22 protein-coding genes are annotated in these 24,328 nt (G+C 60.6%); 16 read left to right on the top strand and 6 right to left on the bottom strand.

Annotation, left to right across the window (positions count from 1 at the left end):
• Positions 1-20 precede the first annotated feature (20 nt).
• Positions 21-998 carry an NADPH:quinone reductase gene (locus BLU24_RS00965; protein WP_093096410.1) on the bottom strand — a complete coding sequence of 326 codons (978 nt, stop codon included), beginning with the start codon at positions 996-998 and terminating at the stop codon, positions 21-23.
• Between the two features lie 153 nt (positions 999-1,151).
• Between BLU24_RS00965 and hemF the strand changes: the two genes are divergently transcribed.
• A complete protein-coding gene (gene hemF, locus BLU24_RS00960) occupies positions 1,152-2,066 on the top strand; it encodes an oxygen-dependent coproporphyrinogen oxidase (protein ID WP_093096405.1) in 915 nt (304 codons plus the stop codon).
• Between the two features lie 9 nt (positions 2,067-2,075).
• Positions 2,076-2,897, top strand: a complete 822-nt coding sequence (gene aroE / locus BLU24_RS00955; RefSeq protein WP_093096401.1) for a shikimate dehydrogenase — start codon at positions 2,076-2,078, stop codon at positions 2,895-2,897.
• A 115-nt stretch (positions 2,898-3,012) separates the two neighbouring features.
• Here aroE and BLU24_RS00950 read toward each other — a convergent pair whose 3' ends face one another.
• From BLU24_RS00950 to betC, 3 genes are all read right to left on the bottom strand, one after another.
• Positions 3,013-4,581 carry a SulP family inorganic anion transporter gene (locus BLU24_RS00950; protein ID WP_093096397.1) on the bottom strand — a complete coding sequence of 523 codons (1,569 nt, stop codon included), beginning with the start codon at positions 4,579-4,581 and terminating at the stop codon, positions 3,013-3,015.
• Positions 4,582-4,850: 269 nt separating this feature from the next.
• Positions 4,851-5,771 carry a choline ABC transporter substrate-binding protein gene (gene choX, locus BLU24_RS00945; protein WP_090287891.1) on the bottom strand — a complete coding sequence of 307 codons (921 nt, stop codon included), beginning with the start codon at positions 5,769-5,771 and terminating at the stop codon, positions 4,851-4,853.
• A gap of 15 nt (positions 5,772-5,786) precedes the next feature.
• Positions 5,787-7,301: a choline-sulfatase gene (gene betC, locus BLU24_RS00940; protein ID WP_093096393.1), complete on the bottom strand. Its 1,515-nt coding sequence runs from the start codon at positions 7,299-7,301 to the stop codon at positions 5,787-5,789.
• 114 nt (positions 7,302-7,415) lie between these two features.
• Between betC and BLU24_RS00935 the strand changes: the two genes are divergently transcribed.
• Positions 7,416-8,366, top strand: coding sequence for a choline sulfate utilization transcriptional regulator (locus BLU24_RS00935; RefSeq protein ID WP_093096387.1), 951 nt, complete (start codon positions 7,416-7,418; stop codon positions 8,364-8,366).
• Positions 8,367-8,370: 4 nt separating this feature from the next.
• Here BLU24_RS00935 and BLU24_RS00930 read toward each other — a convergent pair whose 3' ends face one another.
• Positions 8,371-9,033 (bottom strand): NAD(P)-dependent oxidoreductase, encoded by a 663-nt coding sequence (locus BLU24_RS00930; protein ID WP_093096382.1) that lies wholly within the window; start codon positions 9,031-9,033, stop codon positions 8,371-8,373.
• An 80-nt stretch (positions 9,034-9,113) separates the two neighbouring features.
• Here BLU24_RS00930 and BLU24_RS00925 point away from each other — a divergent pair, with 80 nt between their 5' ends.
• The 13 genes from BLU24_RS00925 to BLU24_RS00865 all read left to right on the top strand — a co-directional run bounded on the left by BLU24_RS00925 (position 9,114) and on the right by BLU24_RS00865 (position 22,883).
• The gene (locus tag BLU24_RS00925) at positions 9,114-9,440 is read left to right on the top strand and encodes a DOPA 4,5-dioxygenase family protein (protein ID WP_093096378.1); all 327 of its coding nucleotides are present in this window, start codon (positions 9,114-9,116) and stop codon (positions 9,438-9,440) included.
• Between the two features lie 397 nt (positions 9,441-9,837).
• Entirely contained in the window at positions 9,838-11,145 is a 1,308-nt protein-coding gene (locus tag BLU24_RS00920; protein WP_093096375.1) for a CitMHS family transporter, read from the top strand.
• 85 nt (positions 11,146-11,230) lie between these two features.
• The gene (locus BLU24_RS00915; RefSeq protein WP_090287902.1) at positions 11,231-11,980 is read left to right on the top strand and encodes a TerC family protein; all 750 of its coding nucleotides are present in this window, start codon (positions 11,231-11,233) and stop codon (positions 11,978-11,980) included.
• Between the two features lie 262 nt (positions 11,981-12,242).
• Entirely contained in the window at positions 12,243-12,740 is a 498-nt protein-coding gene (locus tag BLU24_RS00910; protein ID WP_093096372.1) for a PAAR domain-containing protein, read from the top strand.
• Positions 12,741-12,757: 17 nt separating this feature from the next.
• Complete coding sequence (locus tag BLU24_RS00905; protein WP_093096368.1) at positions 12,758-13,918, top strand: DUF2515 family protein; 1,161 nt, start codon at positions 12,758-12,760, stop codon at positions 13,916-13,918.
• The gene (locus BLU24_RS00900; protein WP_231990180.1) at positions 13,915-14,568 is read left to right on the top strand and encodes a hypothetical protein; all 654 of its coding nucleotides are present in this window, start codon (positions 13,915-13,917) and stop codon (positions 14,566-14,568) included. The genes BLU24_RS00905 and BLU24_RS00900 overlap by 4 nt, the downstream gene beginning before the upstream one ends.
• Positions 14,569-14,884: 316 nt before the next feature.
• Positions 14,885-16,543: a Na/Pi cotransporter family protein gene (locus tag BLU24_RS00895; RefSeq protein WP_090287905.1), complete on the top strand. Its 1,659-nt coding sequence runs from the start codon at positions 14,885-14,887 to the stop codon at positions 16,541-16,543.
• 165 nt (positions 16,544-16,708) lie between these two features.
• Positions 16,709-18,100: a M16 family metallopeptidase gene (locus BLU24_RS00890; protein ID WP_093096363.1), complete on the top strand. Its 1,392-nt coding sequence runs from the start codon at positions 16,709-16,711 to the stop codon at positions 18,098-18,100.
• 191 nt (positions 18,101-18,291) lie between these two features.
• Entirely contained in the window at positions 18,292-19,320 is a 1,029-nt protein-coding gene (locus tag BLU24_RS00885) for a DUF5924 family protein (RefSeq protein WP_093096359.1), read from the top strand.
• A gap of 54 nt (positions 19,321-19,374) precedes the next feature.
• Positions 19,375-20,523, top strand: a complete 1,149-nt coding sequence (locus tag BLU24_RS00880; RefSeq protein WP_093096355.1) for an ABC transporter permease — start codon at positions 19,375-19,377, stop codon at positions 20,521-20,523.
• On the top strand, positions 20,520-21,323 hold the full coding sequence (locus BLU24_RS00875) for an ABC transporter ATP-binding protein (RefSeq protein WP_093096351.1): 804 nt from the start codon (positions 20,520-20,522) through the stop codon (positions 21,321-21,323). Before BLU24_RS00880 ends, BLU24_RS00875 begins: the two co-directional genes overlap by 4 nt.
• Position 21,324: 1 nt before the next feature.
• Positions 21,325-22,263 carry an MlaD family protein gene (locus BLU24_RS00870; protein WP_090287914.1) on the top strand — a complete coding sequence of 313 codons (939 nt, stop codon included), beginning with the start codon at positions 21,325-21,327 and terminating at the stop codon, positions 22,261-22,263.
• Positions 22,260-22,883 (top strand): ABC-type transport auxiliary lipoprotein family protein, encoded by a 624-nt coding sequence (locus BLU24_RS00865; protein WP_093096348.1) that lies wholly within the window; start codon positions 22,260-22,262, stop codon positions 22,881-22,883. The genes BLU24_RS00870 and BLU24_RS00865 overlap by 4 nt, the downstream gene beginning before the upstream one ends.
• 117 nt (positions 22,884-23,000) lie before the next feature.
• Here BLU24_RS00865 and BLU24_RS00860 read toward each other — a convergent pair whose 3' ends face one another.
• Positions 23,001-24,230 (bottom strand): nucleoside recognition domain-containing protein, encoded by a 1,230-nt coding sequence (locus BLU24_RS00860; protein ID WP_093096343.1) that lies wholly within the window; start codon positions 24,228-24,230, stop codon positions 23,001-23,003.
• Between the last annotated feature and the right edge of the window lie 98 nt (positions 24,231-24,328).

Below are 24,328 nucleotides of genomic sequence, written 5' to 3'. Positions count from 1 at the left end.
GCGAGACGCCGATGGGTTTGTCAGGGCAGCAGGACGGTGGAGCCGGTGGTGCGCCGCGCCGACAGTTCGGTTTGCGCTTTCGCCGCCTCGGCCAGTGGATAACGCTGGCTGACGTCTACCTTCAGTTTGCCGCTGCTGATCATCTCGAACAGCTCGTCGGCCATGCGCTGCAGGTTTTCGGCGTTGTTGGCGTAGGTCGCCAGGGTCGGCCGGGTGACATACAGCGAGCCTTTGGCAGAAAGTATGCCCAGGTTCACCCCGTCCACCGCGCCGGAAGCGTTACCGAAACTGACGACCAGGCCCCGTGGCGCGGCGCTGTCGAGGGACGTTAGCCATGTGTCCTTGCCGACACCGTCATAAACCACCGGGACTTTTTTGCCGTCGGTCAATTCCAGCACGCGCTGGGCAACGTTCTCGTGGCTGTAATCGATCGTTGCCCAGGCGCCATTGGCTTTGGCCAGTTCGGCTTTTTCTTTGGAGCTGACCGTACCGATCAGCTTCACGCCAAGCGCTTTGGCCCACTGGCAGGCCAGCGAGCCGACGCCACCGGCCGCAGCGTGAAACAGAATGGTTTCGCCACCCTTGAGTTCATAGGTCTGGCGCAGCAGATACTGCACGGTCAAGCCTTTGAGCATGACGCCGGCAGCCGTTTCGAAGCTGATGTCCTCTGGCAGGTGCACCAGATTGTCCTGGGGCAGCACGTGCAACTCGCTGTAGGCGCCGAGCGGTCCGGTGCCGTAGGCCACGCGATCGCCGACCTTGAAGCGGGTGACGTCGCTGCCCACTGCATCAACGATGCCCGCACCTTCAGCGCCCAGTCCGGACGGCAACGCCGGCGGCGGATACAGGCCGCTGCGGAAATAGGTATCGATGAAGTTCAGGCCGATGGCCTTGTTCGCCACCCGTACCTGATTCGGGCCGGGTGCGGCGGGTTCGTAATCTATATATTCGAGCACTTCGGGACCGCCGTGGGCGCGGAACTGGATACGCTTTGCCATCTGCCTGCTCTCCTTGGGGCTTTTTGTAAGCCCCCTATCCAACTCCCATGCTTGATCTTCGTCAACTGCGGCGCGCCGTTCTGCGATGGTATGCTACGCGCCCATTTGCGCCGCCCCGCCTGCCGGGGGCGCCGCCCGATTCAAGGTGAAGCCATGACGACCCGCACCGACGCCGTAAAGGCCTATCTGCTCGACCTGCAAGACCGCATCTGCGCCGCTCTGGAAACCGAAGACGGCGGCACGCGCTTCGTCGAAGACGCCTGGACCCGGCCCGCCGGCGGTGGCGGTCGTACCCGGGTGCTGGAGAACGGCGCGCTGGTCGAAAAGGGCGGGGTCAATTTTTCCCATGTCTTTGGCAGCGGTTTGCCACCCTCGGCCAGTGCTCACCGGCCGGAACTGGCCGGCCGCGGTTTTGAAGCCCTCGGCGTATCGCTGGTGATCCACCCGCACAACCCGCACGTACCGACCTCCCACGCCAACGTGCGGTTTTTTATCGCCGAGAAAGAAGGCGAAGAGCCGGTCTGGTGGTTCGGCGGCGGCTTTGACCTGACCCCGTATTACGGCAATGAACAAGACTGCATTCATTGGCATCGCGTTGCCGAACAGGCGTGTGCGCCGTTCGGTGCTGACGTGTACCCGCGTTACAAGGCCTGGTGTGACACCTACTTTCATATCAAGCATCGTCATGAGCCGCGCGGCATTGGCGGGCTGTTTTTCGATGACCTGAACGAATGGGACTTCGACACCAGCTTCGCCTTCATGCGCGCAATCGGCGACGCCTATATCGAGGCGTATCTGCCGATCGTGCAGCGCCGCAAGAATGATCCGTTCACCGCCCAGCAGCGTGAGTTCCAGGAATTCCGTCGTGGCCGCTACGTCGAGTTCAATCTGGTGTACGACCGCGGCACGCTGTTCGGTCTGCAATCGGGTGGGCGTACCGAATCGATTCTGATGTCCCTGCCGCCGCAAGTGCGCTGGGCTTACGACTGGAAGGCCGAGCCTGGCAGCGAAGAAGCGCGCCTGACCGAGTACTTTCTGCAAGACCGCGACTGGCTCGCCGAAGCCTGAGGACCTTTGATGGATCGTTACGTCGTTTTCGGCAACCCGATCGGCCACAGCAAGTCGCCGATGATTCACCAACTGTTCGCGCAGCAGACCGGCGAGCAGCTTGAATACCGCACCTTGCTGGCCCCACTCGATGACTTTGTCGGCTGCGCCATGGCGTTTTTTCAAGAAGGCCGCGGCGCCAACATCACTGTGCCATTCAAGGAAGACGCCTATCGCCTGGCCGATAGCCTGACCGCCCGAGCGCAACGCGCCGGTGCGGTAAATACCTTGAGCAAACTGGCCGATGGCACGCTGCTCGGTGACAACACCGATGGTGCCGGGCTGGTGCGCGATCTGACGGTGAATGCCGGCTTCAGCCTGGCGGGCAAACGCATCTTGCTGCTGGGTGCCGGTGGCGCAGTGCGCGGTGCGCTGGAGCCGCTGCTGGCGGAGAAACCGGCGTCGCTGATCATTGCCAATCGCACCGTGGACAAGGCCGAGCTGCTGGCCGAATCGTTTGGCGATCTGGGCCCGGTGTCGGCCAGCGGTTTCGACTGGTTGCGCGAGTCGGTCGACGTGATCATCAACGCCACCTCGGCCAGCCTCACCGGTGACGTGCCGCCGATTGCCGCGAGCCTCATCGAACCGGGCAAGACCCTGTGCTACGACATGATGTACAGCAAGGAGCCCACCGCATTCTGCCGTTGGGCGAGTGAACATGGCGCCGCGCTGTCGATGGATGGTCTGGGGATGCTGGCAGAGCAGGCCGCCGAGGCGTTTTACCTGTGGCGCGGTGTGCGCCCGGACACGGCGCCGGTTTTAGCTGAGTTGCGCCGCCAGCTGACGCAGTGACCTCTGTAGGAGTGAGCCTGCTCGCGATAGCGGAGTATCAGTCAATACATGGGTGTCTGAAAAATCGCTATCGCGAGCAGGCTCACTCCTACAGGGGGACGCGGTGTTTGTTTGATCAGTCTTCAAAGCGGATCGGGCACTTCTCCGCACCTTCAAGCTTCCTCAATTCCTCCACCACCTGCGGCCGCGCGCCACGCAAGGTCAGGCTGCGGTTCTGGCGCAGCAGGCGTCGCGCCTCCTGGTGCAGCATTTCCACCCCTGAGTAGTCGATGAAGTTGATCTGCTGCGCTTCGACCACTACCCGTTCGCCGTGCATGCGTTGCAGGCGCACTTGCAGGTAATGGCTGGCGCCGAAAAAGATCGACCCGCCCACCCGCAGCACATCGTCTTCGCCGTCGCGCCAGTGTTGCACGCGTGGTTGCGAGGTGCGCTTGAGGTAGAAGAACAGCGAAGCCAGCACGCCGGCATAAATGGCGGTCTGCAATTCCAGCAGCAACGTGGCGAGGCAGGTCAGGGCCATGACGACGAATTCGGCGCGGCTGACCCGCAGCAATGCCCGAATGGCGCGATGGTCAATCAGGCCCCAGGCAATCAGCAGAATGCTCCCGGCCATCGCCGGGATCGGAATGTGCGCGATCAGCCCGGCGCCAAAGATCGCGAATAATGCCACCCACAGTGCCGAAAACACCCCGGCCAGCGGCGAGCAGGCGCCCGCCTCATAACTCAGGCCTGAGCGGGTAAACGAGCCGGCGGACAGCGAGCCAGAAAAAAACGCGCCGACGATATTCGACAAGCCCTGTGCACGGACTTCCTGGTTGGCATCGAGCAACTGTTGCGACCGCGCGGAAATCGAGCGCGCGATCGACAGGCTGGTGACCAGGCCAAGCATGCCGACTGCCACGGCGCTGGGTAGCAGACGCAAAATCAGATCGAGGTCCAGTGGCAAGGCACTGAACGGCGGCAAACGCCCGACGAAGGCGCTGACCAGATGCACATGGCCGAACATCGCCGGCCACAGCCAGACCAGCACACTGGCCATTACGAGGGTGATCAGCAGCGTCGGCCAGCGCGGCAGCCAGCGTTTGAGCACGATGCCGACCAGCGCCGTGGCCACGCCCAGTACCAGCGAAGGTTCATCCACAGCCCGCAGATGCTCAAGCAGATCCATCAGGCTTGCCAGCGCTGTGGTATTGGCGGGCAATTCCAGCCCCAGCAGGTTGGGCAACTGGCCGATAGCAATCACTACCGCCGCGCCGAGGGTGAAACCCAGCACGACTGAATGCGAAACGAAATTCACCAGCGCGCCGAAGCGCAACAGACCGAGCAGCCACTGGAAGATTCCGGCGAGCAAGGTCAGCAGCAGAATCAGCGTAATGTAGTCCTGCGATGCCGGCACGGCCAAGGGACTGACGCTGGCAAACAGCACAATCGAAATCGCTGCGGTCGGGCCGCAGATCAGATGCCAGGACGAACCCCACAGACAGGCAATCAGCACCGGGACAATCGCTGCATACAAACCGTACTCCGGCGGCAGGCCGGCGATCAGCGCATAGGCAATTGACTGGGGTAACGCCAGAATCGCCCCGCTGAGCCCGACGATCAGATCCCGTCCGACGCTGGCGCGGGTTTGCCGTGGCAGCCAGGTGAGGAAAGGGAAGAGAGAGTGGCGGCTGGGGAAGGCCATGGGTCCTCGCGGTTGGGGTTTTGTTCAAGGTTATCAGGGTGTCAGGGAGAAGGCCCTCACCCTAGCCCTCTCCCAAAGGGAGAGGGGACTGACCGAGGTGTTTGGACTGGCTACATCGACCTGAGGAATCAGCGTCGAACTCATGTCTCGAATCAAACAACGATAGGCTCCCTTTCCCCCTCGCCCCCCTGGGGGAGAGGGCTGGGCGGGCGGCGTTCCGATGAGGGGGCAAAGATCTCGAGCTGATCACTGATCCAGCAACCCCTCGATCAAAGCTTCGCCTTCACCGCCGCCAACGCATCCTTGCCATCCGCCGTCTTCACCCCATCCAGCCATTTGTCCAGCACCGCCGGGTTGGCCTTGATCCACGCCTTCGCCGCCTCGGCATTGCTGATCTTCTTGTTCACCACCTCGGCCATGATGCTGTTTTCCATGTCTTGAGTGAACGCCAGGTTGGTCAGCAACTTGCCCACATTCGGGCAGGCTTCGGCGTAACCTTTGCGCGTCAGCGTGTAAACACTGCCGGTGCTGCCGAAGTACTTCTCGCCGCCCTTCAGGTAATGCATTTTCAGCTGCACGTTCATCGGGTGTGGGGTCCAGCCGAGGAAGGTGACGAACTTCTGCTTCTTCACCGCGCGCGAGACTTCCGCGAGCATCGCCTGTTCGCTGGACTCGATCAGCTTCCACTGGCCCATGTCGAAGTCATTTTTCTTGATGATTTCCTGCAGCGAAATATTTGCCGGCGCACCGGAGCCGATGCCGTAGATCTTGCGGTCGAACTTGTCGGCGTGTTTGTTCAGGTCAGCAAAATCATGCACACCGGCATCCCACACGTAATCCGGCACGGCGAGGGTGAACTCGGTGCCTTCGAGGTTCTTCGCCAGTTGCGTGACATCACCGGTGGCGACGAATTTGTCGTAGAAGCCCTGCTGAGCCGGCATCCAGTTGCCCATGAACACATCGACCTGGCCGTCCTTCAGACCGCCGAAGGTGATCGGTACGGCGAGGGTGTCGACCTTGGCCTTGTAACCCATGCCGTCAAGCAGAAACCCGGTGATGGCGTTGGTCGCTGCGATGTCGCTCCAGCCCGGATCGGCCATTTTCACCGTGTCGCAGCTTTGCTCGGCAAACGCCGAGGCGCTGCTCAATGCGATCAGGCCAACCGTCACAACTGTGGATAACTTGCCCATGGACTTCCCCTTACATTATTGGTTTTGGCAGGGTTGTGGATAACGTGCTTTGCGTTCCAGATCATCGAGGTCGATGTGGTTGCGCATGTACTGCTGACTGGCGTCCACCAGCGGCTGGTGATCCCAGCTCTTCAGCTTGCCGAGGGTCAGGGCTTGCGCGACGAAACGGCGGCGGCGCTGACTGGCGAGCACTTGGCCGTGGATCGTCGAAATGTCCCATTTGGCCCGCGCTTCGGCGAGAAAGTCTTCGAACAGTTGACGATGTGCCGGCGACTGGCTGAGTTCTTCCAGTTCGCGCGGATCGTTGTCTACGTCGAAGAGTAGGCAAGGGTCGCTTTCGCTGTAGATGAATTTGTAGGCGCCGCGACGGATCATCATCAACGGGCTGACGGTGCCTTCGGCCATGTATTCGCCGAACACTTCATCGTGACCGCCCTGCCGTTGCAGGTGCGAAACCAGCGAGCGGCCATCCAGCGGCAGGCCCGGTTCGAGTGTGCCGCCGGCCAGTTCGACAAACGTCGGCAGCAGGTCGGCGGTCGACACCGCGGCGCTGACCCGGCCGGGATCGAACAACCCCGGTGCGCTGATCAGCAGCGGCACACGGGCAGCCATCTCGTACCAGTGCATTTTGTACCAGAGGCCTTTCTCGCCAAGCATGTCGCCATGGTCGCCGGAGAACACCACGATGGTGTCATCCAGCAAACCGGTATCTTCGAGGGTTTGCAGCAGTTTGCCGACGTTGGCATCGATATAGCTGCACGCACCGAAGTAAGCGCGGCGCGCATCGCGAATCTTGTCCACAGGCAAAGGCTTGTCCCACAGGTCGTACACCTTGAGCAGGCGTTGCGAATGTGGATCGAGTTCGTGCTGGTCCGGCGTCGCGGGCAGCGGGATATCGGCATCGTCGTACAAATCCCAGAAAGGCTTGGGAATCGTGTACGGGTCGTGGGGGTGAGTCATCGAAACGGTCAGGCAGAACGGCTGTTCGCCGTCCTCGCGAATGTGATCGAACAGATATTGCTGAGCCTTGAACACCACTTCCTCATCGAAATCGAGCTGGTTGGTGCGCACGCAGGGCCCGGCCTGCAGGACCGACGACATATTGTGATACCAGGTCGGCCGTACATCTGGCTCGTCCCAGTTCACGGCCCAACCGTAATCGGCCGGGTAAATATCGCTGGTCAGGCGTTCTTCATAGCCGTGCAATTGATCCGGGCCGCAGAAATGCATCTTGCCCGACAGAGCGGTGCGATAGCCGAGGCGGCGCAGGTAGTGGGCGTAGGTCGGGATGTCAGCGGGGAAATCGGCAGCGTTGTCGTAAGCGCCGATCTTGCTCGGCAACTGGCCGCTGACCAAGGTGAAGCGCGACGGTGCACACAATGGGCTGTTGCAGTACGCGGCATCGAACACCACGCCTTGTTCGGCGAGGCGCGACAAATTCGGCAGTTTGATCGGCGACGGGCCGTAGAACGGCAACATTGGCGCGGCCATTTGATCGGCCATGATGAAAAGAATGTTCTTGCGCTTCATGTGATCGCGGCATTCCATAGTGAATATTTATGCGACATTGCTGCAATCGAGCATGGAGTCCATGCTCTGTTCGGTAAAGCCTGCGCCAGACAATGACTAGGATAAGCACAGCTTATGTATGAAGCTCTCGGGGACTTGTCGCTTGACCTGTTGCGCGCCTTCGAGGCGGCTGCTCGACATCGCAGCTTTACCGCTGCGGCGGTCGAGCTCGGCACCACGCAACCGGCAATCAGTCAGCAGATCAAAAGGTTGGAGGAACAGCTCGGCACACGCTTGTTCGATCGCATCTATCGCGGCATCGAGCTGACGGAGGTCGGCGTGATCCTGTTCGAGCAGGTCAGCCTTGGCTTGCAAAACATCGATGCCGGGTTGAGCGCGATCAGCACGCAGCAGCAACACGAGGTGCTGCAAGTCGCCACGGACTTCGCCTTCGCCGCGTATTGGCTGATGCCACGCCTGCATCGTTTCCACGAAGCCAACCCACAGATCGATGTCAGCCTGGTGACCAGCGAGCGCAACCACAACATGCTGCGCACCGACATCGACGTGGCGGTTCTGTTTGGTGACGGGCGTTTCAAGCAGGGCGAAAGCCATTGGCTGTTCAGCGAAGAAGTGTTTCCGGTGTGCAGCCCGCTGTTGCTCAAGGGGCGCCCGCTACCGTTGCCCGCGCCGGCATTGCTGGAGTTTCCGCTGCTGCACTTGCGTGGCGAGAACAGCAGCAACTGGTTTGACTGGAGTGGCCTGTTTCGCGAGCTGGGCCTGGCCACCGCGCCGGCGCCGGGACAATTGCGTTTCGACAATTACACGCTGCTGATTCAGGCAGCGATCGGTGGCCAAGGCGTGGCGATCGGCTGGCGCCACCTTGTGGATAACTTGCTGACGCAAGGTTTGCTGTGTCGACCGCTCGCCGAAACCACCCTGTCACGCCTTGGTTATTACGTGGTGCTGCCGCCACGCAAACGCCGAAGTGCGTTGATTCAGTTATTTGTCGATTGGCTGATGGCTGAGCAGGCCAGCAGCGCTGCCTCGTTCAACGGACTGGCACTGCCTTCGATTGCCATCTGAAGCGCTAGTCCGACGCTGCGACAAAATTCACATGCTCGCGGATATGCAGATTCAGCCTTAACTCGTCGGCAATCCCCACCGCCACGCGATTCAAGCGCTCCAGCGGCTCGGCCAGGCCCGGCTCGAGATTGCCGCCAACCTGACTGAAATGCTCAATGGTCAGCCCCGCTACCCCGTGGGGCGCGTTGACCAGTGTCCAATGCAGCGAACTGCTTTGCAGCGCCTCGCGAATTTCTTCCGCAGCGTGGCGTTGCAGGCGATCGTCGACGTCTGCCTCGTCGAGCACGGCAAAGTCACCCACCAGAAACAACCGCTCAACACTGGCCAGTTGCAAGCCATCGATCAGCGCATCCACCGCCAGCACTTGCTCGACCGGGCCGAGTACCACCGAGCGCTCGACGTGATCGCTGCTGAACGGCAACCCCGGCGCATCCAGTAGACAGATGACCGCGGTGCTGCCGGCCACGCTCTGATTGACCCGCTCCGGGTCGAACAGATCACCGGTTTTGGTGCGCAAACCCGGGCGTGGCGCCAGTGCGGTGAGATCGTCGAGAATGGCAATCACTTCGTGCTGGCGCCGCAGCAGTTCAGCCATCAACGCGCTGCCCAGGCTACTCATGGCACCATAGAGCACCACTTTTACCGCCGGGGTTTCGGCATTCTTCATGGCTGTTTTCCTTGTTCTGGGCCCATATGGCCTGTGACGGTGGAAAACCCCGAGGGTTCGAACCGATCAGAGGATTTGCGATGCACGCGATCAAGGGTTATCACGCCCACGTCTATTTCGACGCCGATACCATCGACCAGGCGCGCGCCTTGTGCGAAGAAGCCGCGCAGACGTTTGCCTTGAAAATGGGCCGCGTCCACGAGCGCCCGGTGGGCCCGCACCCGGACTGGAGCTGCCAGTTGGCCTTCGGCCCGGAATTGCTCGGCGATGTCCTGCCGTGGCTGGCGCTCAACCGCCACGGCCTGGTGGTGTTTCTGCACCCCGATACCGGCAATGATTTGCTCGACCACAGCGACCATGCGATCTGGATGGGCGCGATGCGGCCGTTGGATTTGTCGGTTTTTTGAACAGCACCGATTGCAGCTAAAACATCAGCGGATGTGTCGGCAGTGGCAGTCGCTGCTGTGCGAGAAACGGCGCTTCAAATGCCCTTCCCCCGTGTTTATTGGCTCAGAGTCCACTTCAGCGGGCGAATGACCGTTCATTCATAGCTTTGCCCAGCGAAAGGTAGCTGAAAGCTTCCCCGATTAGGATCGCCCCACTCCCGGCAACAGACCGGTTGGCCAACGCCTGCGATGACCCGCTCGCCCCGGCCCATTTAACAACAACAATTGGTGATTCTGATGTCTTCTGCAACCCGCCTCTTCGCTGTCACTCCGCCCGTACGTTTCGCGTTTGCCGTTCTGCGCTGATCGCGCCTGATCCGCTCACCCAACTCGCCGCGCTACGCCTGGAGTATTTCCCATGCTGACTTTCCTTGGCTTTGCCATGGTCATCACGTTCATGTTCCTGATCATGACCAAGCGCCTGTCTGCGCTGATCGCGCTGATCATCATCCCGATCCTGTTCGCCCTGTTCGGCGGTTTTGCGCCGAAGATCGGCCCGATGATGCTCGAAGGCATCACCAAGCTGGCGCCGACCGGCGTGATGCTGATGTTTGCCATTTTGTATTTCGCCCTGATGATCGACTCCGGCCTGTTCGACCCGGCCGTGCGCAAGATCCTCAAACTGGTCAAGGGCGACCCGCTGAAAGTTTCGGTCGGCACCGCCGTACTGGCGCTCGTCGTTTCCCTCGATGGTGACGGCGCGACCACTTATATGATCTGCGTGGCCGCCATGCTGCCGCTGTACAGCCGCATCGGCATGAGCCCGCGGATCATGGCCGGTCTGATCATTCTCGCCGGTGGCGTGATGAACATGACCCCATGGGGCGGCCCGACTGCCCGCGCCGCGAGTGCGCTGCATGTCGATCCGTCGGATATTTTCGTGCCGATGATTCCGGCGATGGCTGCCGGTGTAGTGGCGATCCTGCTGATTGCCTATTTTTACGGCAAGCGTGAGCGTGCGCGCCTTGGTGAGCTGCATCTGGTTGGCGACGAGATCGATCACAGCGAAATCAGCGTCTCGCAATTCCCCGATGCGCGCCGGCCGAAACTGATCTGGTTCAACGCCGCGCTGACTTTCGGCCTGATGTGCACGCTGATCGGCGGCCTGCTGCCGTTGCCGGTGCTGTTCATGGTGGCGTTCAGTATCGCGATGATCGTCAACTACCCGTGCCTGCAGATGCAGAAGGATCGCGTCGCCGCGCATTCCGGCAGCGTGCTGGCAGTGGTCGGTCTGATCTTTGCGGCCGGTATCTTCACCGGTATCCTGTCCGGCACGGGCATGGTCGATGCGATGTCGAAGAGCCTGTTGGCGGTGATTCCGGAGTTCCTCGGCCCGTACCTGGCGGTCATCACGGCGCTGGTGAGCATGCCGTTCACCTTCTTCATGTCCAACGACGCGTTCTACTATGGCGTGTTGCCGGTGTTGGCCGACGCGGCCAGTCACTATGGAATCACTGCAGTGGAAATGGCCCGTGCCTCGATCGTCGGCCAGCCCGTCCACTTGCTGAGCCCGTTGGTACCGTCGACCTATCTGTTGGTGGCGCTGGCGGGTATCGATTTCGGTGATCACCAGCGTTTCACCTTGAAATGGGCGATCCTGGTGTGTATCTGCATTCTGATTGCTGCGCTGCTGTTGGGGACTTTCCCGGTGTTCAGCACTCTATAAGCCCAAGACTCACCGATTCGGGTCCTGGCTTCGCGGTTTGAAGCCCGGACCTTTTTCGGTTTAACAATTGCTCAAAGGAATACACATGGAATGGCTGACCAACCCCGAAATCTGGGTTGCCTTCTTCACCCTGACCGCCCTGGAAATCGTCCTCGGCATCGATAACATCATCATGATCTCGATTCTGGTCAGCCGCATGCCCAAGCACATGCAGCAGCGTACCCGAATCTTCGGTCTGGCTCTGGCGATGATCACGCGGATCCTGTTGCTGCTGTCGATCACCTGGGTCATGCGCCTCACCGCCGATCTGTTCGAAGTATTCGGCCAAGGCATTTCCGGCCGCGACCTGATCCTGTTCTTCGGTGGCCTGTTCCTGTTGTGGAAAAGCTCCCAAGAGATGTACCACGCGCTGGAAGGCGAAGAAGACAGCGACGACGCGCCTTCGGGCAAGGGCGGCAATTTCCTCTACACCATCATCCAGATTGCGATCATCGACATCGTCTTCTCGCTGGATTCGGTGATCACCGCCGTCGGTATGGTTTCCCATGTACCGGTCATGGTCGCGGCGATCATCGTGGCGGTGCTGGTGATGATGCTGGCCTCGGGCAAGATCAGCGAATTCATCGACAAGCACCCGTCGCTGAAGATGCTCGCGCTGTCATTCCTGCTGGTGGTCGGTACCGTGCTGATCGCTGAATCGTTCGACGTGCATGTACCGAAAGGCTACGTCTACTTCGCCATGGCGTTCTCGCTGGCGGTCGAAGCGATCAACATCAAGATGCGCGGCGCGATCGCTCGCAAGAAGAAACAGCAGGATCCAGTGAAACTGCGCTAGAACACTGCATAGCTTCACGCCTTGTAGGAGTGAGCCTGCTCGCGATAGCGGTCTGTCAGTCAACGATGATGTTGAAGCTGACGGCCCTATCGCGAGCAGGCTCACTCCTACATTTGTTTCTGGGTTCAGCCATTCGATTGTGGTGCTCCCACGTTTGTCCTGTGCAGCCAGGAACGCCGTTGCTACCGGGCACAACGGTTGACGCTCAAGGCTCTGGCCGTTAGCTTCCCCCGCTCGGCTCAACGACATACAAGGAACGTTCATGTCTGGAAAACCCGCCGCGCGCGTCACGGACCCGACCACTTGCCCGATTCCCGGCCACGGCACCAACCCGATTGCCAGCGGTTCCGGCGACGTCTTCTTCAACGGCCTCGCCGCTGCCCGCCTCGGCGACAAATGCACCTGCGGCCAAGCGCTAAGCGGCGCCTTTTCGTCGACAGTGTTCATTAACGGCAAGAACGCCATGACCCTCGACAGCACCGCCAGCCATGGCGGCGTCGTGGTGGGTGGCTCCGGTAACGTGATCATCGGCAGCTCGCACACCCCTGCGCCGTTCGTGCCGCCGTTGCCGATCATCGGTCAGCCCCTGGTCGAATTCAAAGCCGTCAGCGCTGGTAACGGCGAACCCATCGCCGAACAAGGCTACGAAATCGAAACCGCCGAAGGCCGCATCGTCAAAGGCCTGACCAATGCGCAGGGCATGACCCAGAGCGTCGCGACCCTGCAGCCCGATCTCGCCGTTGTACGCTGGATCGCCTGACCTTCAAGGACGAAACGATGACCGCACAATGCATCGCGCCAGACGACCTGGACATGAAAAAACTCTGGGACAGCACCTGCGAGCTGCCCACCTGCAAACGCGAGACCAGCACCACCGGCCCCAACCCGAAAACCCGCGTCGAAGTCCCGCTGCTGACCTGCAATTGCCTGTGGCGGCGCTTCCAGAAAGAAGCCGAAGAATGGGTCGCCCCCGGCGGGGTCCTGATCGCCGACCCCCAGGCCCGCAACCGCAAGATCAACGCCGCGTATGCGCAGTTGTGGCTGGCGGATAATCGTTTTCAGTGGGCGGGGTTGGCGGCGTTTGCTTCGAAGCAGGTGGGGTGTGGGCTTTTGCATGCTGCAAAGTTGCAAAAGGGCATTGCCGCTGAAAAAGAGGCTCATCGAAAGTTGCGTGAAGCGCCAGCGGAGACGCTATACGAGGGTTTTGGATTCAAGTTCAGCCGTACTGATCCCAAGGTTCAGGCCGAAGTTGATAAGACCACGTCAGAAAATCCGGTTCCTACTGCTGACATCACCTTAGGCGACAGTTCCAGATCGCTGGTTCAACAGCAACTGGATTACGTTTACGAAATGCTTGCGTTGGGCAACACGGCCTTATTTCTGGACGTGTATCCGTTGCACCGCTTTTTTATGGTACGTGGATACAAGGAAATGGAGAAATGCCTACGAAGTCGGCCGGAAATCGCCAAAGATGTGATGTGGCCAATCGCTAAAACCGTTCGTTTCGGGGTCGCCCATAAAGAGATTTTTGATACGTTTGCAGCCATTGATGCAGGAAATATCGCCGACAGCGTTAACTCCATGGCCGCTCACGAGCAGATCAATATTCTGCAACCTGCCATGTATGACGACGTGCATTTCGCCTCTCTCATCCGCGGCACCCACGCTTCAGACTTGGTATCTGTCGTCACTGGCTTGCTTTCGGGCGTACCAGAAGGCATACAACTTACATTGGCGAGTCAGTGCAAAGCGCCCGACAGCCGAAGCGTCACGTTCAGCAGCAATCCGTTCGCAAATTTGGCGGACAAGGATCAACGAATGAAATTCGTTCTGCGTGCGGCTGCTCAATTCAATAATTTGCTGAAAAACCCGACGACAAAAAGTCAGTTGCAAAGCTCCATCAGTGATATCGCTGATGGCAATGGAGTGCGTCAGTGACTCAATCGAAGCGACGGTTTTTGATATTGTTTTTTTTCGCTCTTCTGGTCGCAGGGGGCTTGATGTACTCCAGCTGGGGTACGAAAACCTTATCCGTTCATATCGGAAAACCTTACGAACAGGTGATCAAGGACTCAACCTTTTCGGTTGAAGACAAAACGGCAATCTATCCTGGTGATCCTAATGACCCGACGGATCCCCCTCGTCCCGGCTCTACATGGATCAGCAGCCCGACGATCATTGAGTTCGACGACCCTGTTCATGGTTTCAAACTTCCCCTGACCGTGTTCGGTGCCGTTACTTATGCGAGTCAGAAAGTCTCGACACTGACGACGTCGCCGATGACAGAAACCTTGCCGTTTGCAGAAGCTCTGGATCGATTGATTGCTACGCAAAATATCCTCAAATCGCGGGGGTGGAAGATTGAGCCTTTGGAAGACAATGACTGGTTCAGCGTGGACTCCGCTCCCAAGCGTGAGCGGCTACAGGCCACACTCTTTGATCAGCCTGTAGGCATTGATTTGTACGTACCGGGAAAGTACAGCTTACTGCTCTTGATCAAGTGCTACGCAAACTGTGACAGGGTAGATCCGAGGACTGCAAAATATTTGATTGATATTAGTGTGGGTCGGGATCGAAGCGGGGCATGAAAAGTCGCCACAAGCTGATCCTGCACGGTCAAATCTGTAGGAGTGAGCCTGCTCGCGATAGCGGTCTGTCAGTCAACGATGATGTTGAAGCTGATGGCCCTATCGCGAGCAGGCTCACTCCTACATTTGTTTGTGCTGTATTCAGAAGGTACCGACAAACCCGTTTTTCATGACACTTTTGTTTCAATCCGCGCTTTAGCTGTGCAATGCTGGCGCCGAGACCGTTCGCCAACTACAGCTTAAGTATCAAGAACGTAGAAACCGCGCGGTGCCGTCCACTTGCCCCTCTGGGGCGCTGCTATCAGAGGGGGTCTGCATGCTCACCCTGCTCAATCTTCTTTCTGCCGTGGCCCTGCTGATCTGGGGCACGCACATCGTCCGAACCGGCATTCTGCGGGTGTACGGGACCAATCTGCGGCATGTGATCGGCCAGAACATGTCGAAGAAATGGCTGGCGTTCGTCGCCGGTATTCTGGTCACGGCGATGGTGCAGAGCAGCAACGCTACGGCAATGCTGGTGACCTCTTTTGTCGGTCAGGGCCTGATGGCGTTGACGCCGGCGCTGGCAACGATGCTGGGGGCCGATGTCGGTACGGCGCTGATGGCGCGGGTGCTGACGTTTGACCTGTCGTGGCTGTCGCCGTTGCTGATTTTCCTCGGGGTGATTTTCTTCCTGTCGCGCAAACAGACGCGGCTCGGGCAGATGGGCCGGGTGTCGATAGGTCTGGGGCTGATCATTCTCGCGCTGCAACTGATTGTCGAAGCGGCGGCACCGATCACACAGGCCCAAGGGGTAAAGGTAATTTTCGCTTCGCTGACCGGCGACATTTTGCTCGACGCCCTGGTCGGCGCGTTGTTTGCGATGATTTCCTACTCCAGCCTCGCCGCCGTGCTGCTCACCGCCACCCTCGCCGGGGCCAGTGTGATCAGCCTGCCGGTGGCGATCGGTCTGGTGATCGGCGCCAACATCGGCAGCGGCATCCTCGCGTTCATGAGCACCAGCATGCAGAACGCTGCTGGCCGACAAGTGGCGCTGGGCAGCCTGTTGTACAAACTGATCGGCCTGCTGCTGATCATTCCGGTACTCGATCCGCTGGTGCATTGGATCGACAGCCTCGATTTCAGCCCGCAGGAAATGGTCATCGGCTTCCACCTGCTCTACAACACCGCGCGCTGCCTGATTCTGTTGCCGAGCGTCGGGCCGATGGCGCGGCTGTGTGCCTGGCTGCTGCCGGAGCGGCCGGAAGTTAACGGCACCGCCAAACCGCGACACCTCGACCCGACGGCGCTGGTCACGCCGAGCCTGGCGCTGGCCAATGCTGCGCGAGAAACCCTGCGCATCGGCGACCTGCTCGACAACATGCTTGATGCTACCCTCGATGTGTTGCGCGGCAAGCAAACGGCGGTGACCCAGGAAATGCGCCGGATCGCCGATGACATCGAGTCGCTGTACAGCGCCATCAAGTTGTATCTGGCGCAAATGCCCCGCGAGGACCTTGGCGAGCGCGACAGTCGACGTTGGGCCGAGATCATCGAACTGGCGATCAACCTCAAGCTCGCTGCCGACCTGATCGAACGCATGCTGCGCAAGATCCAGCAGCAGAAAACCTCGCAGCGCCGCTCGTTCTCCGAAGAAGGCCTGGAGGATCTGGCCGGGTTGCACCAGCAATTGATCGCCAACCTGCGCCTGGGGCTGTCGGTGTTTCTCAGCGGCGATCGCGAAAGCGCCCGCCAGTTGTTGCGCGAGAAACGCCGCTTTCGCGCACAGGAGCGGCGTCTGGCTCATGCGCATGTCAGCCGTTTGCAACGCAAGATCGTGCAGAGTATCGAAACCAGTTCGCTGCACCTTGAGCTGATCGCCGACATGAAACGCTTGAATTCGCTGTTTTGCGGCAGCGCCTATGTGGTGCTGGAAACGGCGGATACCGGCGCGTTGGCGGTGGACGATATGACGGACATTACGCATTCGCCTTGAACGACTGGGGCTGGGGTCAGTCAGTTACAGTGGTTCAGCCTTGAGACCGCTATCGCGAGCAGGCTCACTCCTACAAGGGATCGCATTCCAAATGTAGAGTCAGTCAGCCCGCGAAGGCGGCTGACCACGACACGGATCTCCACATCAGCCGTATGGAAGCCTGTTATGCGTTGCCTGTTGTTCGTCTGTCTGTTGCTCGGTTCCCTGCCCGCCCTTGCCCTGGATCGGTTTCAGGTCGAAGGCTATGCGCTGCCCAACGGTTTGCAGTTGCTGCTCAAACCCGGCACCGAGCGCGGCCATGTGGCGATCCGGCTGGTGGTCGGCGTCGGTCTCGACGATTTCGACTGTGATGAAAAAGAGCTGCCGCACTTGCTTGAGCATCTGCTGTTCAGCGGCATCGACGCCACCGGCGAAGGCGGACTGGAAGAACGCATGCAGGCGCTGGGCGGTGACTGGAATGCGTTCACCAGCAATGCCGACACCACGTTCGTCATCGAAGCGCCGGCGAAAAACCAGCGCAAGGTACTCGACCTGTTGCTCGATCTGCTGACCCAGACGCGCATCGACGACAACGCGATCAACGCCGCCAAGCGCGTGGTTGAACGCGAGGACGGTGGCCATTACACCAAACTGCGGCGGTTTCTCGATCGCCAGGATCTGGGGCACTCCGCCAGCAATCAACTGGCTGTCGAGCTGGGTCTGAAATGCCCGCAACGCGCCGAGGTCGAGCACCTGACCCAGGCGCAACTGGAGCAGGTCCGCAAAGCCTGGTATGCGCCAAACAACATGACACTGATCGTCGTCGGCGAACTCGACAAGCTGTTGCCGGCCTATCTCGAGCGCACCTGGGGCGCGCTCGAAGCGGTCGACCCGAGCGAGCATCGGCCACTGCCGGACATTCGCGCCAGCGCCGCCCATGAGCGCACCCTCACCCGCGGTTTTATCGGCGACAACGCCAAGCTGCACTGGCTGGTGCCGGAGCCGGTGCTCGACGATCAGTACGACCAGACCTTCGACATCCTCAAGGATTACCTCGACTGGGCGCTGTACCGGCAGATCCGCCTCAATCACGGTTTGTCCTACGGGCCGTGGGCCGAGCGCGAAGTGTTCGGCGGCGTCGGTTTCATGAGTCTCAACGCCGATCTGGATCGCGACGACGTCGACGAAGCAATTCAGGTGCTCGAAGACCTCAAGGCCGATCTGCTGAAGAACGGCCTCGACCCTAAGACCTTCGCCCGCATCAAACAGGCCTCCATCGCCCATCAGGCCTGGGCCGTGCAGGGCAACAGCGCGTTGGCCGACTATTACTGGAGCGCCCTGGCCGATTACCAGGACGGCCGCTTCGCCAATCCTGCCCGCGAACTGCAAGGCGTGACGCTGGAAGCGGCGAACAAGGCCATGCGCGAGTTGTTGTTGCAGCCGGGCTATTTGCGCATCGAGAAACCGTTGATCGGTGACGATCAGGTGCTGTGGATAAGTGCCGGTGGGTTGGGTGTGGTGTTGCTGATCGTGATTGGCTGGCGTGTGAGTAACCGCCGAAAAACCGCCGAACACTAATCCCCCTGTAGGAGTGAGCCTGCTCGCGATAGCGGAATTACATTCAACATTGATGTTGGCTGATATGGCTATCGCGAGCAGGCGAAGGCCTACAGAGGTATGCGTCGATTTAAGTGAGCCCAAACTCGCCACATCGCCCGGCTGACGCTACTCTGTCGAAGTATTTCCCCACTCTGTCGTGAACCGTCCCCATGTCGAAAATTCCCCTCCTGATCCAGCGCCTCCTCGAACTGATGAAGCGCTACCCCGGGGTCATTGCGCTGGGTGGTTTCATCTCCGGGGTCGGCAGTTTCATGCTGGTCGATCGCCAGCAGGGGCTGGCGAGCTGGATCACGGTGATCATGCTGTTGAGCTGGATCTGGCTGATGCTGGAAAACACCCTGACCGGCCTGTTCACACGGATCTTCAAACGCGAGATTCCCCAGCCGCTGCTGCGCTACGCGACGCAGATGATCCATCAGGAAAGCCTGTTTTTCGTCCTGCCGTTTTTCTTCATCACCACCACTTGGAACAGCGGCCAGTTGTTTTTCACCGGCCTGCTCAGCGTCGCCGCCCTGATCTCCATCGTCGACCCGCTGTATTACAAATGGCTGGCGCCACGGCGCTGGGCGTTTCTGGCGTTGCACACCCTGACCCTGTTCGCCGCCCTGCTCACCGCGTTACCGGTGATCATGCACCTGACCACCGCGCAGAGTTTCAAATGGGCGCTGGGCATTTCCGTGTTGTTGTCGTTTCCGAGCCTGGCGTCGATCTTCCCGATCCGTACGTTGCGCAACGCCTTGGCCATTCTGTGCATCACCGTGGGCATTGGGGGTGTTGGCTGGGTGCTGCGCTCGTGGGTGCCGCCGGCGACGCTGTGGATGACCGATGTGGCGATCAGCACCACCTTGCAGGATCGCACCCCGGGCGCCAGCCTCGACACGGTCAGCGCCGAGCAGATCCGCGCCGACGGGCTCTACGCCTACACCGCGATCAACGCGCCGCGCGGCCTCGATGAGCGGATCTACCACGTCTGGCAGTTCAACGGCAAAGAGGTCGACCGCATCGCTCTCGATATCCACGGCGGGCGCAAGGAAGGTTACCGGGCGTGGACGCACAAGCAAAACTTCCCCGGCAACCCGGCAGGCAAGTGGCAGGTGCGGGTGCTGACCGAAGACGGTCAACTGATCGGTGTGCTGCGTTTCGCCATCACCGACAGCACACCGGCCAAAGAAAAGTAATCCGGTTCGTGCTATTACGTAGGCTCTTGTAACAGCCGTACAAGCACGGAGCTTATGATCAGCAGCCCAACGCCCGGCAGTGCCCGCCTGGACACCTCGCTCAGCCCTGCCCGCTTGCGGGTCAGCGGCGACTGGACGCTCGCCCATTACACGGCGCTCAAGCACCTGAGCGAAAAGCTCCACGGCCAGTACGACGCCAATACCCCGATCGATCTCAACGACCTTGGCGCGCTCGACACCGCTGGCGCGTCGTTGCTGGTGGAATTGCTCGGCGCCGAACGCCTCGGCAAATCCGCGGAACACCCCGATTGCACCCTGGCTGCGGCTGATCGTGCCTTGCTGCAGACGGTGTATTGCTCGCTGAGCGATTTCTGCGTGCCGCTCAAGGAACCGGAAGTCAGCGTCAGCGTGCAACTGCTCACGCGCATCGGCCGCGCCGTCGACACCGTGTGGCAAGACACCCTGCAACTGCTCGGCTTCGTCGGCCTGATCCTCGAAACCCTGGCGCGCGGGCTGCTGCGCCCCAAGCGCTGGCGCATCACGCCGATGATCGCGCACATCGAACAGACCGGCCTCGACGCCGCGCCGATCGTGGCCTTGCTGACGTTTCTGGTGGGCGCCGTGGTGGCGTTTCTCGGCGCTACGGTGCTGGCCGGTTTTGGCGCGACGATTTTCACTGTGGACCTGGTCGGCTTCTCGTTCTTGCGCGAGTTCGCCGTGCTGCTGACGGCAATCCTGATGGCCGGGCGCACCGCCAGTGCGTTCACCGCGCAGATCGGCTCGATGAAAGCCAACGAAGAAATCGACGCGATCCGCACCCTCGGCCTCGACCCGATGGAGCTGCTGGTGGTGCCGCGGGTTTTGGCGATGCTCGTAGCGCTGCCGATGCTGACCTTTCTGGCAATGCTTTCGGGGATCATTGGTGGCGGTGTGGTGTGCGCGGTGTCGCTGGATATCTCGCCAGCCATGTTCCTCTCGCTGCTGCAATCGGACATCGGTGTGCAGCACTTTCTGGTCGGCATGGTGAAGGCGCCGATCTTCGCTTTCCTGATCGCCGCGATCGGTTGTCTGGAAGGCTTCAAGGTCAGCGGCAGCGCCGAATCGGTCGGTGCGCACACCACTTCCAGTGTGGTTCAGTCGATTTTCGTGGTGATCGTGCTCGACGCGGTGGCTGCGCTGTTTTTCATGGAGATGGGCTGGTGAGTCGTCTACCCCGCGCGCCCTCCGGGGCGGTGATTGAAGTGCGTGGCCTGTGCAATCGCTTTGGCAGCCAGAGCGTGCACGAGAACCTTGATCTGGATGTGTACAAAGGCGAAATCCTCGCCGTGGTTGGCGGGTCCGGCACCGGCAAATCGGTGCTGCTGCGCAGCATTGTCGGGCTCAACCGGCCCAGCGAAGGTGTCGTCAAAGTGTTCGGGCAGAACCTGCCGAATCTGGCCGAACATGAACGTTCGTTGATTGAACGGCGCTTTGGCGTGCTGTTTCAGAAAGGCGCGCTGTTTTCCTCGCTCACCGTTACCGAAAACGTCGCCCTGCCCCTCATCGAACACGCCGGCCTCAGCCGCCACGACGCCGAGCATCTTGCAGCGGTGAAGCTGGCGCTGGCCGGGCTGCCGTTGTCGGCGGCAGACAAATATCCGGCGTCGCTGTCCGGCGGCATGATCAAACGCGCGGCGCTGGCCCGCGCTTTGGCACTGGATCCGGACATTCTGTTTCTCGACGAACCCACCGCCGGCCTCGACCCGATTGGCGCGGCGGCTTTCGATCAGTTGATCCTGACCCTGCGCGATGCGCTCGGCCTCAGCGTGTTTCTGGTGACCCACGACCTCGACACGCTCTACACCATTACCGACCGCGTGGCGGTGCTGGCGCAAAAGAAAGTGCTGGTTGCCGGACCGATCGACGAAGTCTCGGAAACCGACGACGCGTGGATTCACGAATACTTTCACGGCCCACGTGGCCGCTCGGCGCTGGACGCCGCCAAACTGCTCAACGAGGTCTGACATGGAAACCCGAGCCCATCATGTGTTGATCGGCCTGTTCACGGTGATCGTGGTGGCAGGCGCCCTGCTCTTCGGTCTGTTCCTGGCCAAGTCCAGCGTCGACACCGAGTTCAAGGATTACGAAGTGGTGTTCAACGAGGCGGTCAGTGGTCTGTCCAAGGGCAGCTCGGTGCAGTACAGCGGGATCAAGGTCGGCGACGTAGTCAGCCTGCGCCTCGACCCGCAAGACCCGCGCCGGGTGCTGGCGCGGATTCGTCTGGCGGGCGACACGCCGGTGAAGGAAGACACCCAGGCCAAACTGGCGCTGACCGGGATCACCGGCACCTCGATCATCCAGCTCAGCGGCGGCACGCCCGAGAGCCCGAAACTGCGCGGGCATGACGGTCAATTGCCGACCCTCATCGCTTCGCCCTCGCCTATCTCGCGCCTGCTCAATGACAGCAGCGATTTGATGACCGGCATCAGCGCGTTGCTGCAAAACGCCAATCACATGTTCTCCGCCGAGAACGTCGAGCGTGTGAGCAAGACCCTCGCCCATCTCGAACAGACCACCGGCACCATCAACGACCAGCGTGGCGACATCAAGCAGGCCATGCAGCAACTGGCGAGCGTCGGCAAACAGGCCGGCAGCATGCTCGAACAGACCTCGCTGCTGATGCGCAACGCCAACGGCTTGCTCAACGATCAGGGCAAGCAGGCCCTGGGCAGCGCCGAGCAGGCGATGAAGTCCCTGGAGCAAAGCAGCGTGACGATCAATGGCCTGCTCAGCAAAAACCAGAACTCGCTGGATAACGGCATGCAGGGTCTCAATGGCCTGGCGCCGGCGATCCGCGAACTGCGCGAGACGCTGACCTCGCTGCGCGCCATCTCCCAACGCCTCGAGGCCAACCCCAGCGGCTACCTGCTGGGCAGCGACAAGAACAAGGAATTCACCCCATGAAACTGACCCGAATCGCCCTCCTCTTCGCAGGTCTGACCCTGCTCGGCGCATGCTCGATTCTGCCGCAGGCAGAACCCTCGGACGTCTATCGCCTGCCCGCCGCACCGGCCCCCGCCTCGGCCAATGCGCTGACGCAGTCGTGGTCGTTGCGGCTGAACAAATTGCAGGCCAGCGAAGCGCTGAACCGGCCGAGCATCGCGGTGATTCCACAGGGTGACGTGATCAGCAGCTACAAGGGCTCGCGCTGGAGCGATCCAGCCCCAGTGCTGCTGCGCAACCGCCTGCTCGACGGTTTTCAGCGTGACGGCCGGGTGACGTTGCTCAGTACCGATGACAGTAATTTTCAGGCGGATCTGGAACTGGGCGGCAGTTTGCAGGCCTTTCAGACCGAGTATCAGGGCGCCCAGGCCAGCGTCGTGGTGCGCGTCGATGCGTTGCTGGTGCGCGGTTATGACCAGCGGATTCTCGCCAGTCGGCGCTTTGAAGAGCGCCAGCCGTTGAGCGCTGTGCAGGTACCCGCAGTGGTGGCCGGGTTCGGTCAGGCCAGTGATCGGCTTACTGCCAAAGTCGTGGCCTGGGCGGTCGAACAAGGCCAGAAACTGGCCCCGCAACCGCGCTGACACACCACAATTCCTGTAGGAGTGAGCCTGCTCGCGATAGCGGTCTATCAGTCACCGATTATGGCGATTGATACACCGCTATCGCGAGCAGGCTCACTCCTACAATGGGATCTGTGATTAGCCGAAGAACCAGTAGCAGACAGCGATAGCGCCAACCACCCCGGCAAATTCCGCCAGCAACGCACACCCCACCGCATGCCGCGCGCGCTGAATCCCCACCGCGCCGAAATACACCGCCAGCACATAAAACGTCGTTTCGGTACTGCCCTGCAGCGTCGCCGCCACCAGCGCCGGGAAGCTATCCACGCCTGACGTTTGCATGGTTTCAATGAGCATTGCCCGTGCGGCACTGCCGGAAAACGGTTTGACCATCGCTGTCGGCAGCGCATCGACGAAGCGCGTGTCCCAACCGGCCCACTCGACCAGATGACGGATGCCGTCGAGGCCGAAATCCAGCGCACCTGAAGCGCGCAATACACCCACCGCGCAAAGCATCGCCACCAGATACGGCAGCAGATTTTTTGCCACGTCGAAGCCTTCTTTCGCGCCTTCGACAAACGCTTCGTAGACCTTGACCTTGCGCAGCGCGCCGATCACCAAAAACAGCATGATCAAGCCAAACAACGTTAGGTTGCCGAGGATCGAAGACAATCCCGCCAGCGCGGTGGCCGACAGGGTACCGAGCAAGGCCATGAAACCGCCAAGGGCGAGGGCGCCGGGAATCAGGTAGGCCAGCACCACCGGGTCCCAGATGCGCAGACGCTGCATGAACGCCACCGAGAGGAAACCGACAATAGTCGAGCAACTGGTCGCCAGCAGGATCGGCAGGAATACCAGGGTCGGGTCGGGCGCGCCTTGCTGGGCGCGGTACATGAAGATCGTCACCGGCAGCAGGGTCAGGGAGGAGGCGTTGAGCACCAGGAACAGGATCTGCGCGTTGCTGGCGATGGTGGCGCTGGGATTGAGCTCCTGCAGCGCCTTCATGGCTTTCAGGCCGATGGGCGTCGCGGCGTTGTCGAGGCCCAGACCATTGGCGGCGAAGTTCAGGGTGATCAGGCCGAGGGCAGGGTGGCCGCGTGGGACTTCCGGCATCAGCCGCAGAAACAGCGGCCCGAGCACTTTGGCCAGCCATTCGACAATCCCGGCCTTCTCGGCGATGCGCAGAAAACCCAGCCAGAGAGTGAGGGTGCCGAACAGCAGCACCATGACTTCGACCGAAAGCTTGGCCATGGCGAAGATGCTTTCCACCATCGCTGCGAAGATCCCGGCGTTGCCGCCGATCAGCCACTGCGCCAGCGCCGACACGGCTGCCACGATGAAGAAGCCAAGCCACAGGCCATTAAGCATCAGTCAAATCCCCCGAAGAATGCCGCGAATGATAGCGGGGTGGCCAGAAACGACAAACCCCGGATTGCTCCGGGGTTTATTGGTATGGCTTACATCAA

The sequence above is a fragment of the Pseudomonas sp. Z003-0.4C(8344-21) genome, from assembly GCF_900104975.1.
Taxonomy (GTDB): Bacteria; Pseudomonadota; Gammaproteobacteria; order Pseudomonadales; family Pseudomonadaceae; genus Aquipseudomonas; species Aquipseudomonas granadensis.
Note: the sequence above shows the minus strand (reverse complement) of the source record. Positions and strands in the feature narration are given on the sequence as shown.

What these genes read in the sequence shown, in the direction of transcription:
- BLU24_RS00965 (WP_093096410.1), bottom strand. Translation starts at nt 998, where the DNA reads ATGGCAAAGCGTATCCAGTTCCGCGCCCACGGCGGTCCCGAAGTGCTC.
- hemF (WP_093096405.1), top strand. Translation starts at nt 1,152, where the DNA reads ATGACGACCCGCACCGACGCCGTAAAGGCCTATCTGCTCGACCTGCAA.
- aroE (WP_093096401.1), top strand. Translation starts at nt 2,076, where the DNA reads ATGGATCGTTACGTCGTTTTCGGCAACCCGATCGGCCACAGCAAGTCG.
- BLU24_RS00950 (WP_093096397.1), bottom strand. Translation starts at nt 4,581, where the DNA reads ATGGCCTTCCCCAGCCGCCACTCTCTCTTCCCTTTCCTCACCTGGCTG.
- choX (WP_090287891.1), bottom strand. Translation starts at nt 5,771, where the DNA reads ATGGGCAAGTTATCCACAGTTGTGACGGTTGGCCTGATCGCATTGAGC.
- betC (WP_093096393.1), bottom strand. Translation starts at nt 7,301, where the DNA reads ATGAAGCGCAAGAACATTCTTTTCATCATGGCCGATCAAATGGCCGCG.
- BLU24_RS00935 (WP_093096387.1), top strand. Translation starts at nt 7,416, where the DNA reads ATGTATGAAGCTCTCGGGGACTTGTCGCTTGACCTGTTGCGCGCCTTC.
- BLU24_RS00930 (WP_093096382.1), bottom strand. Translation starts at nt 9,033, where the DNA reads ATGAAGAATGCCGAAACCCCGGCGGTAAAAGTGGTGCTCTATGGTGCC.
- BLU24_RS00925 (WP_093096378.1), top strand. Translation starts at nt 9,114, where the DNA reads ATGCACGCGATCAAGGGTTATCACGCCCACGTCTATTTCGACGCCGAT.
- BLU24_RS00920 (WP_093096375.1), top strand. Translation starts at nt 9,838, where the DNA reads ATGCTGACTTTCCTTGGCTTTGCCATGGTCATCACGTTCATGTTCCTG.
- BLU24_RS00915 (WP_090287902.1), top strand. Translation starts at nt 11,231, where the DNA reads ATGGAATGGCTGACCAACCCCGAAATCTGGGTTGCCTTCTTCACCCTG.
- BLU24_RS00910 (WP_093096372.1), top strand. Translation starts at nt 12,243, where the DNA reads ATGTCTGGAAAACCCGCCGCGCGCGTCACGGACCCGACCACTTGCCCG.
- BLU24_RS00905 (WP_093096368.1), top strand. Translation starts at nt 12,758, where the DNA reads ATGACCGCACAATGCATCGCGCCAGACGACCTGGACATGAAAAAACTC.
- BLU24_RS00895 (WP_090287905.1), top strand. Translation starts at nt 14,885, where the DNA reads ATGCTCACCCTGCTCAATCTTCTTTCTGCCGTGGCCCTGCTGATCTGG.
- BLU24_RS00890 (WP_093096363.1), top strand. Translation starts at nt 16,709, where the DNA reads ATGCGTTGCCTGTTGTTCGTCTGTCTGTTGCTCGGTTCCCTGCCCGCC.
- BLU24_RS00885 (WP_093096359.1), top strand. Translation starts at nt 18,292, where the DNA reads ATGTCGAAAATTCCCCTCCTGATCCAGCGCCTCCTCGAACTGATGAAG.
- BLU24_RS00880 (WP_093096355.1), top strand. Translation starts at nt 19,375, where the DNA reads ATGATCAGCAGCCCAACGCCCGGCAGTGCCCGCCTGGACACCTCGCTC.
- BLU24_RS00870 (WP_090287914.1), top strand. Translation starts at nt 21,325, where the DNA reads ATGGAAACCCGAGCCCATCATGTGTTGATCGGCCTGTTCACGGTGATC.
- BLU24_RS00865 (WP_093096348.1), top strand. Translation starts at nt 22,260, where the DNA reads ATGAAACTGACCCGAATCGCCCTCCTCTTCGCAGGTCTGACCCTGCTC.
- BLU24_RS00860 (WP_093096343.1), bottom strand. Translation starts at nt 24,230, where the DNA reads ATGCTTAATGGCCTGTGGCTTGGCTTCTTCATCGTGGCAGCCGTGTCG.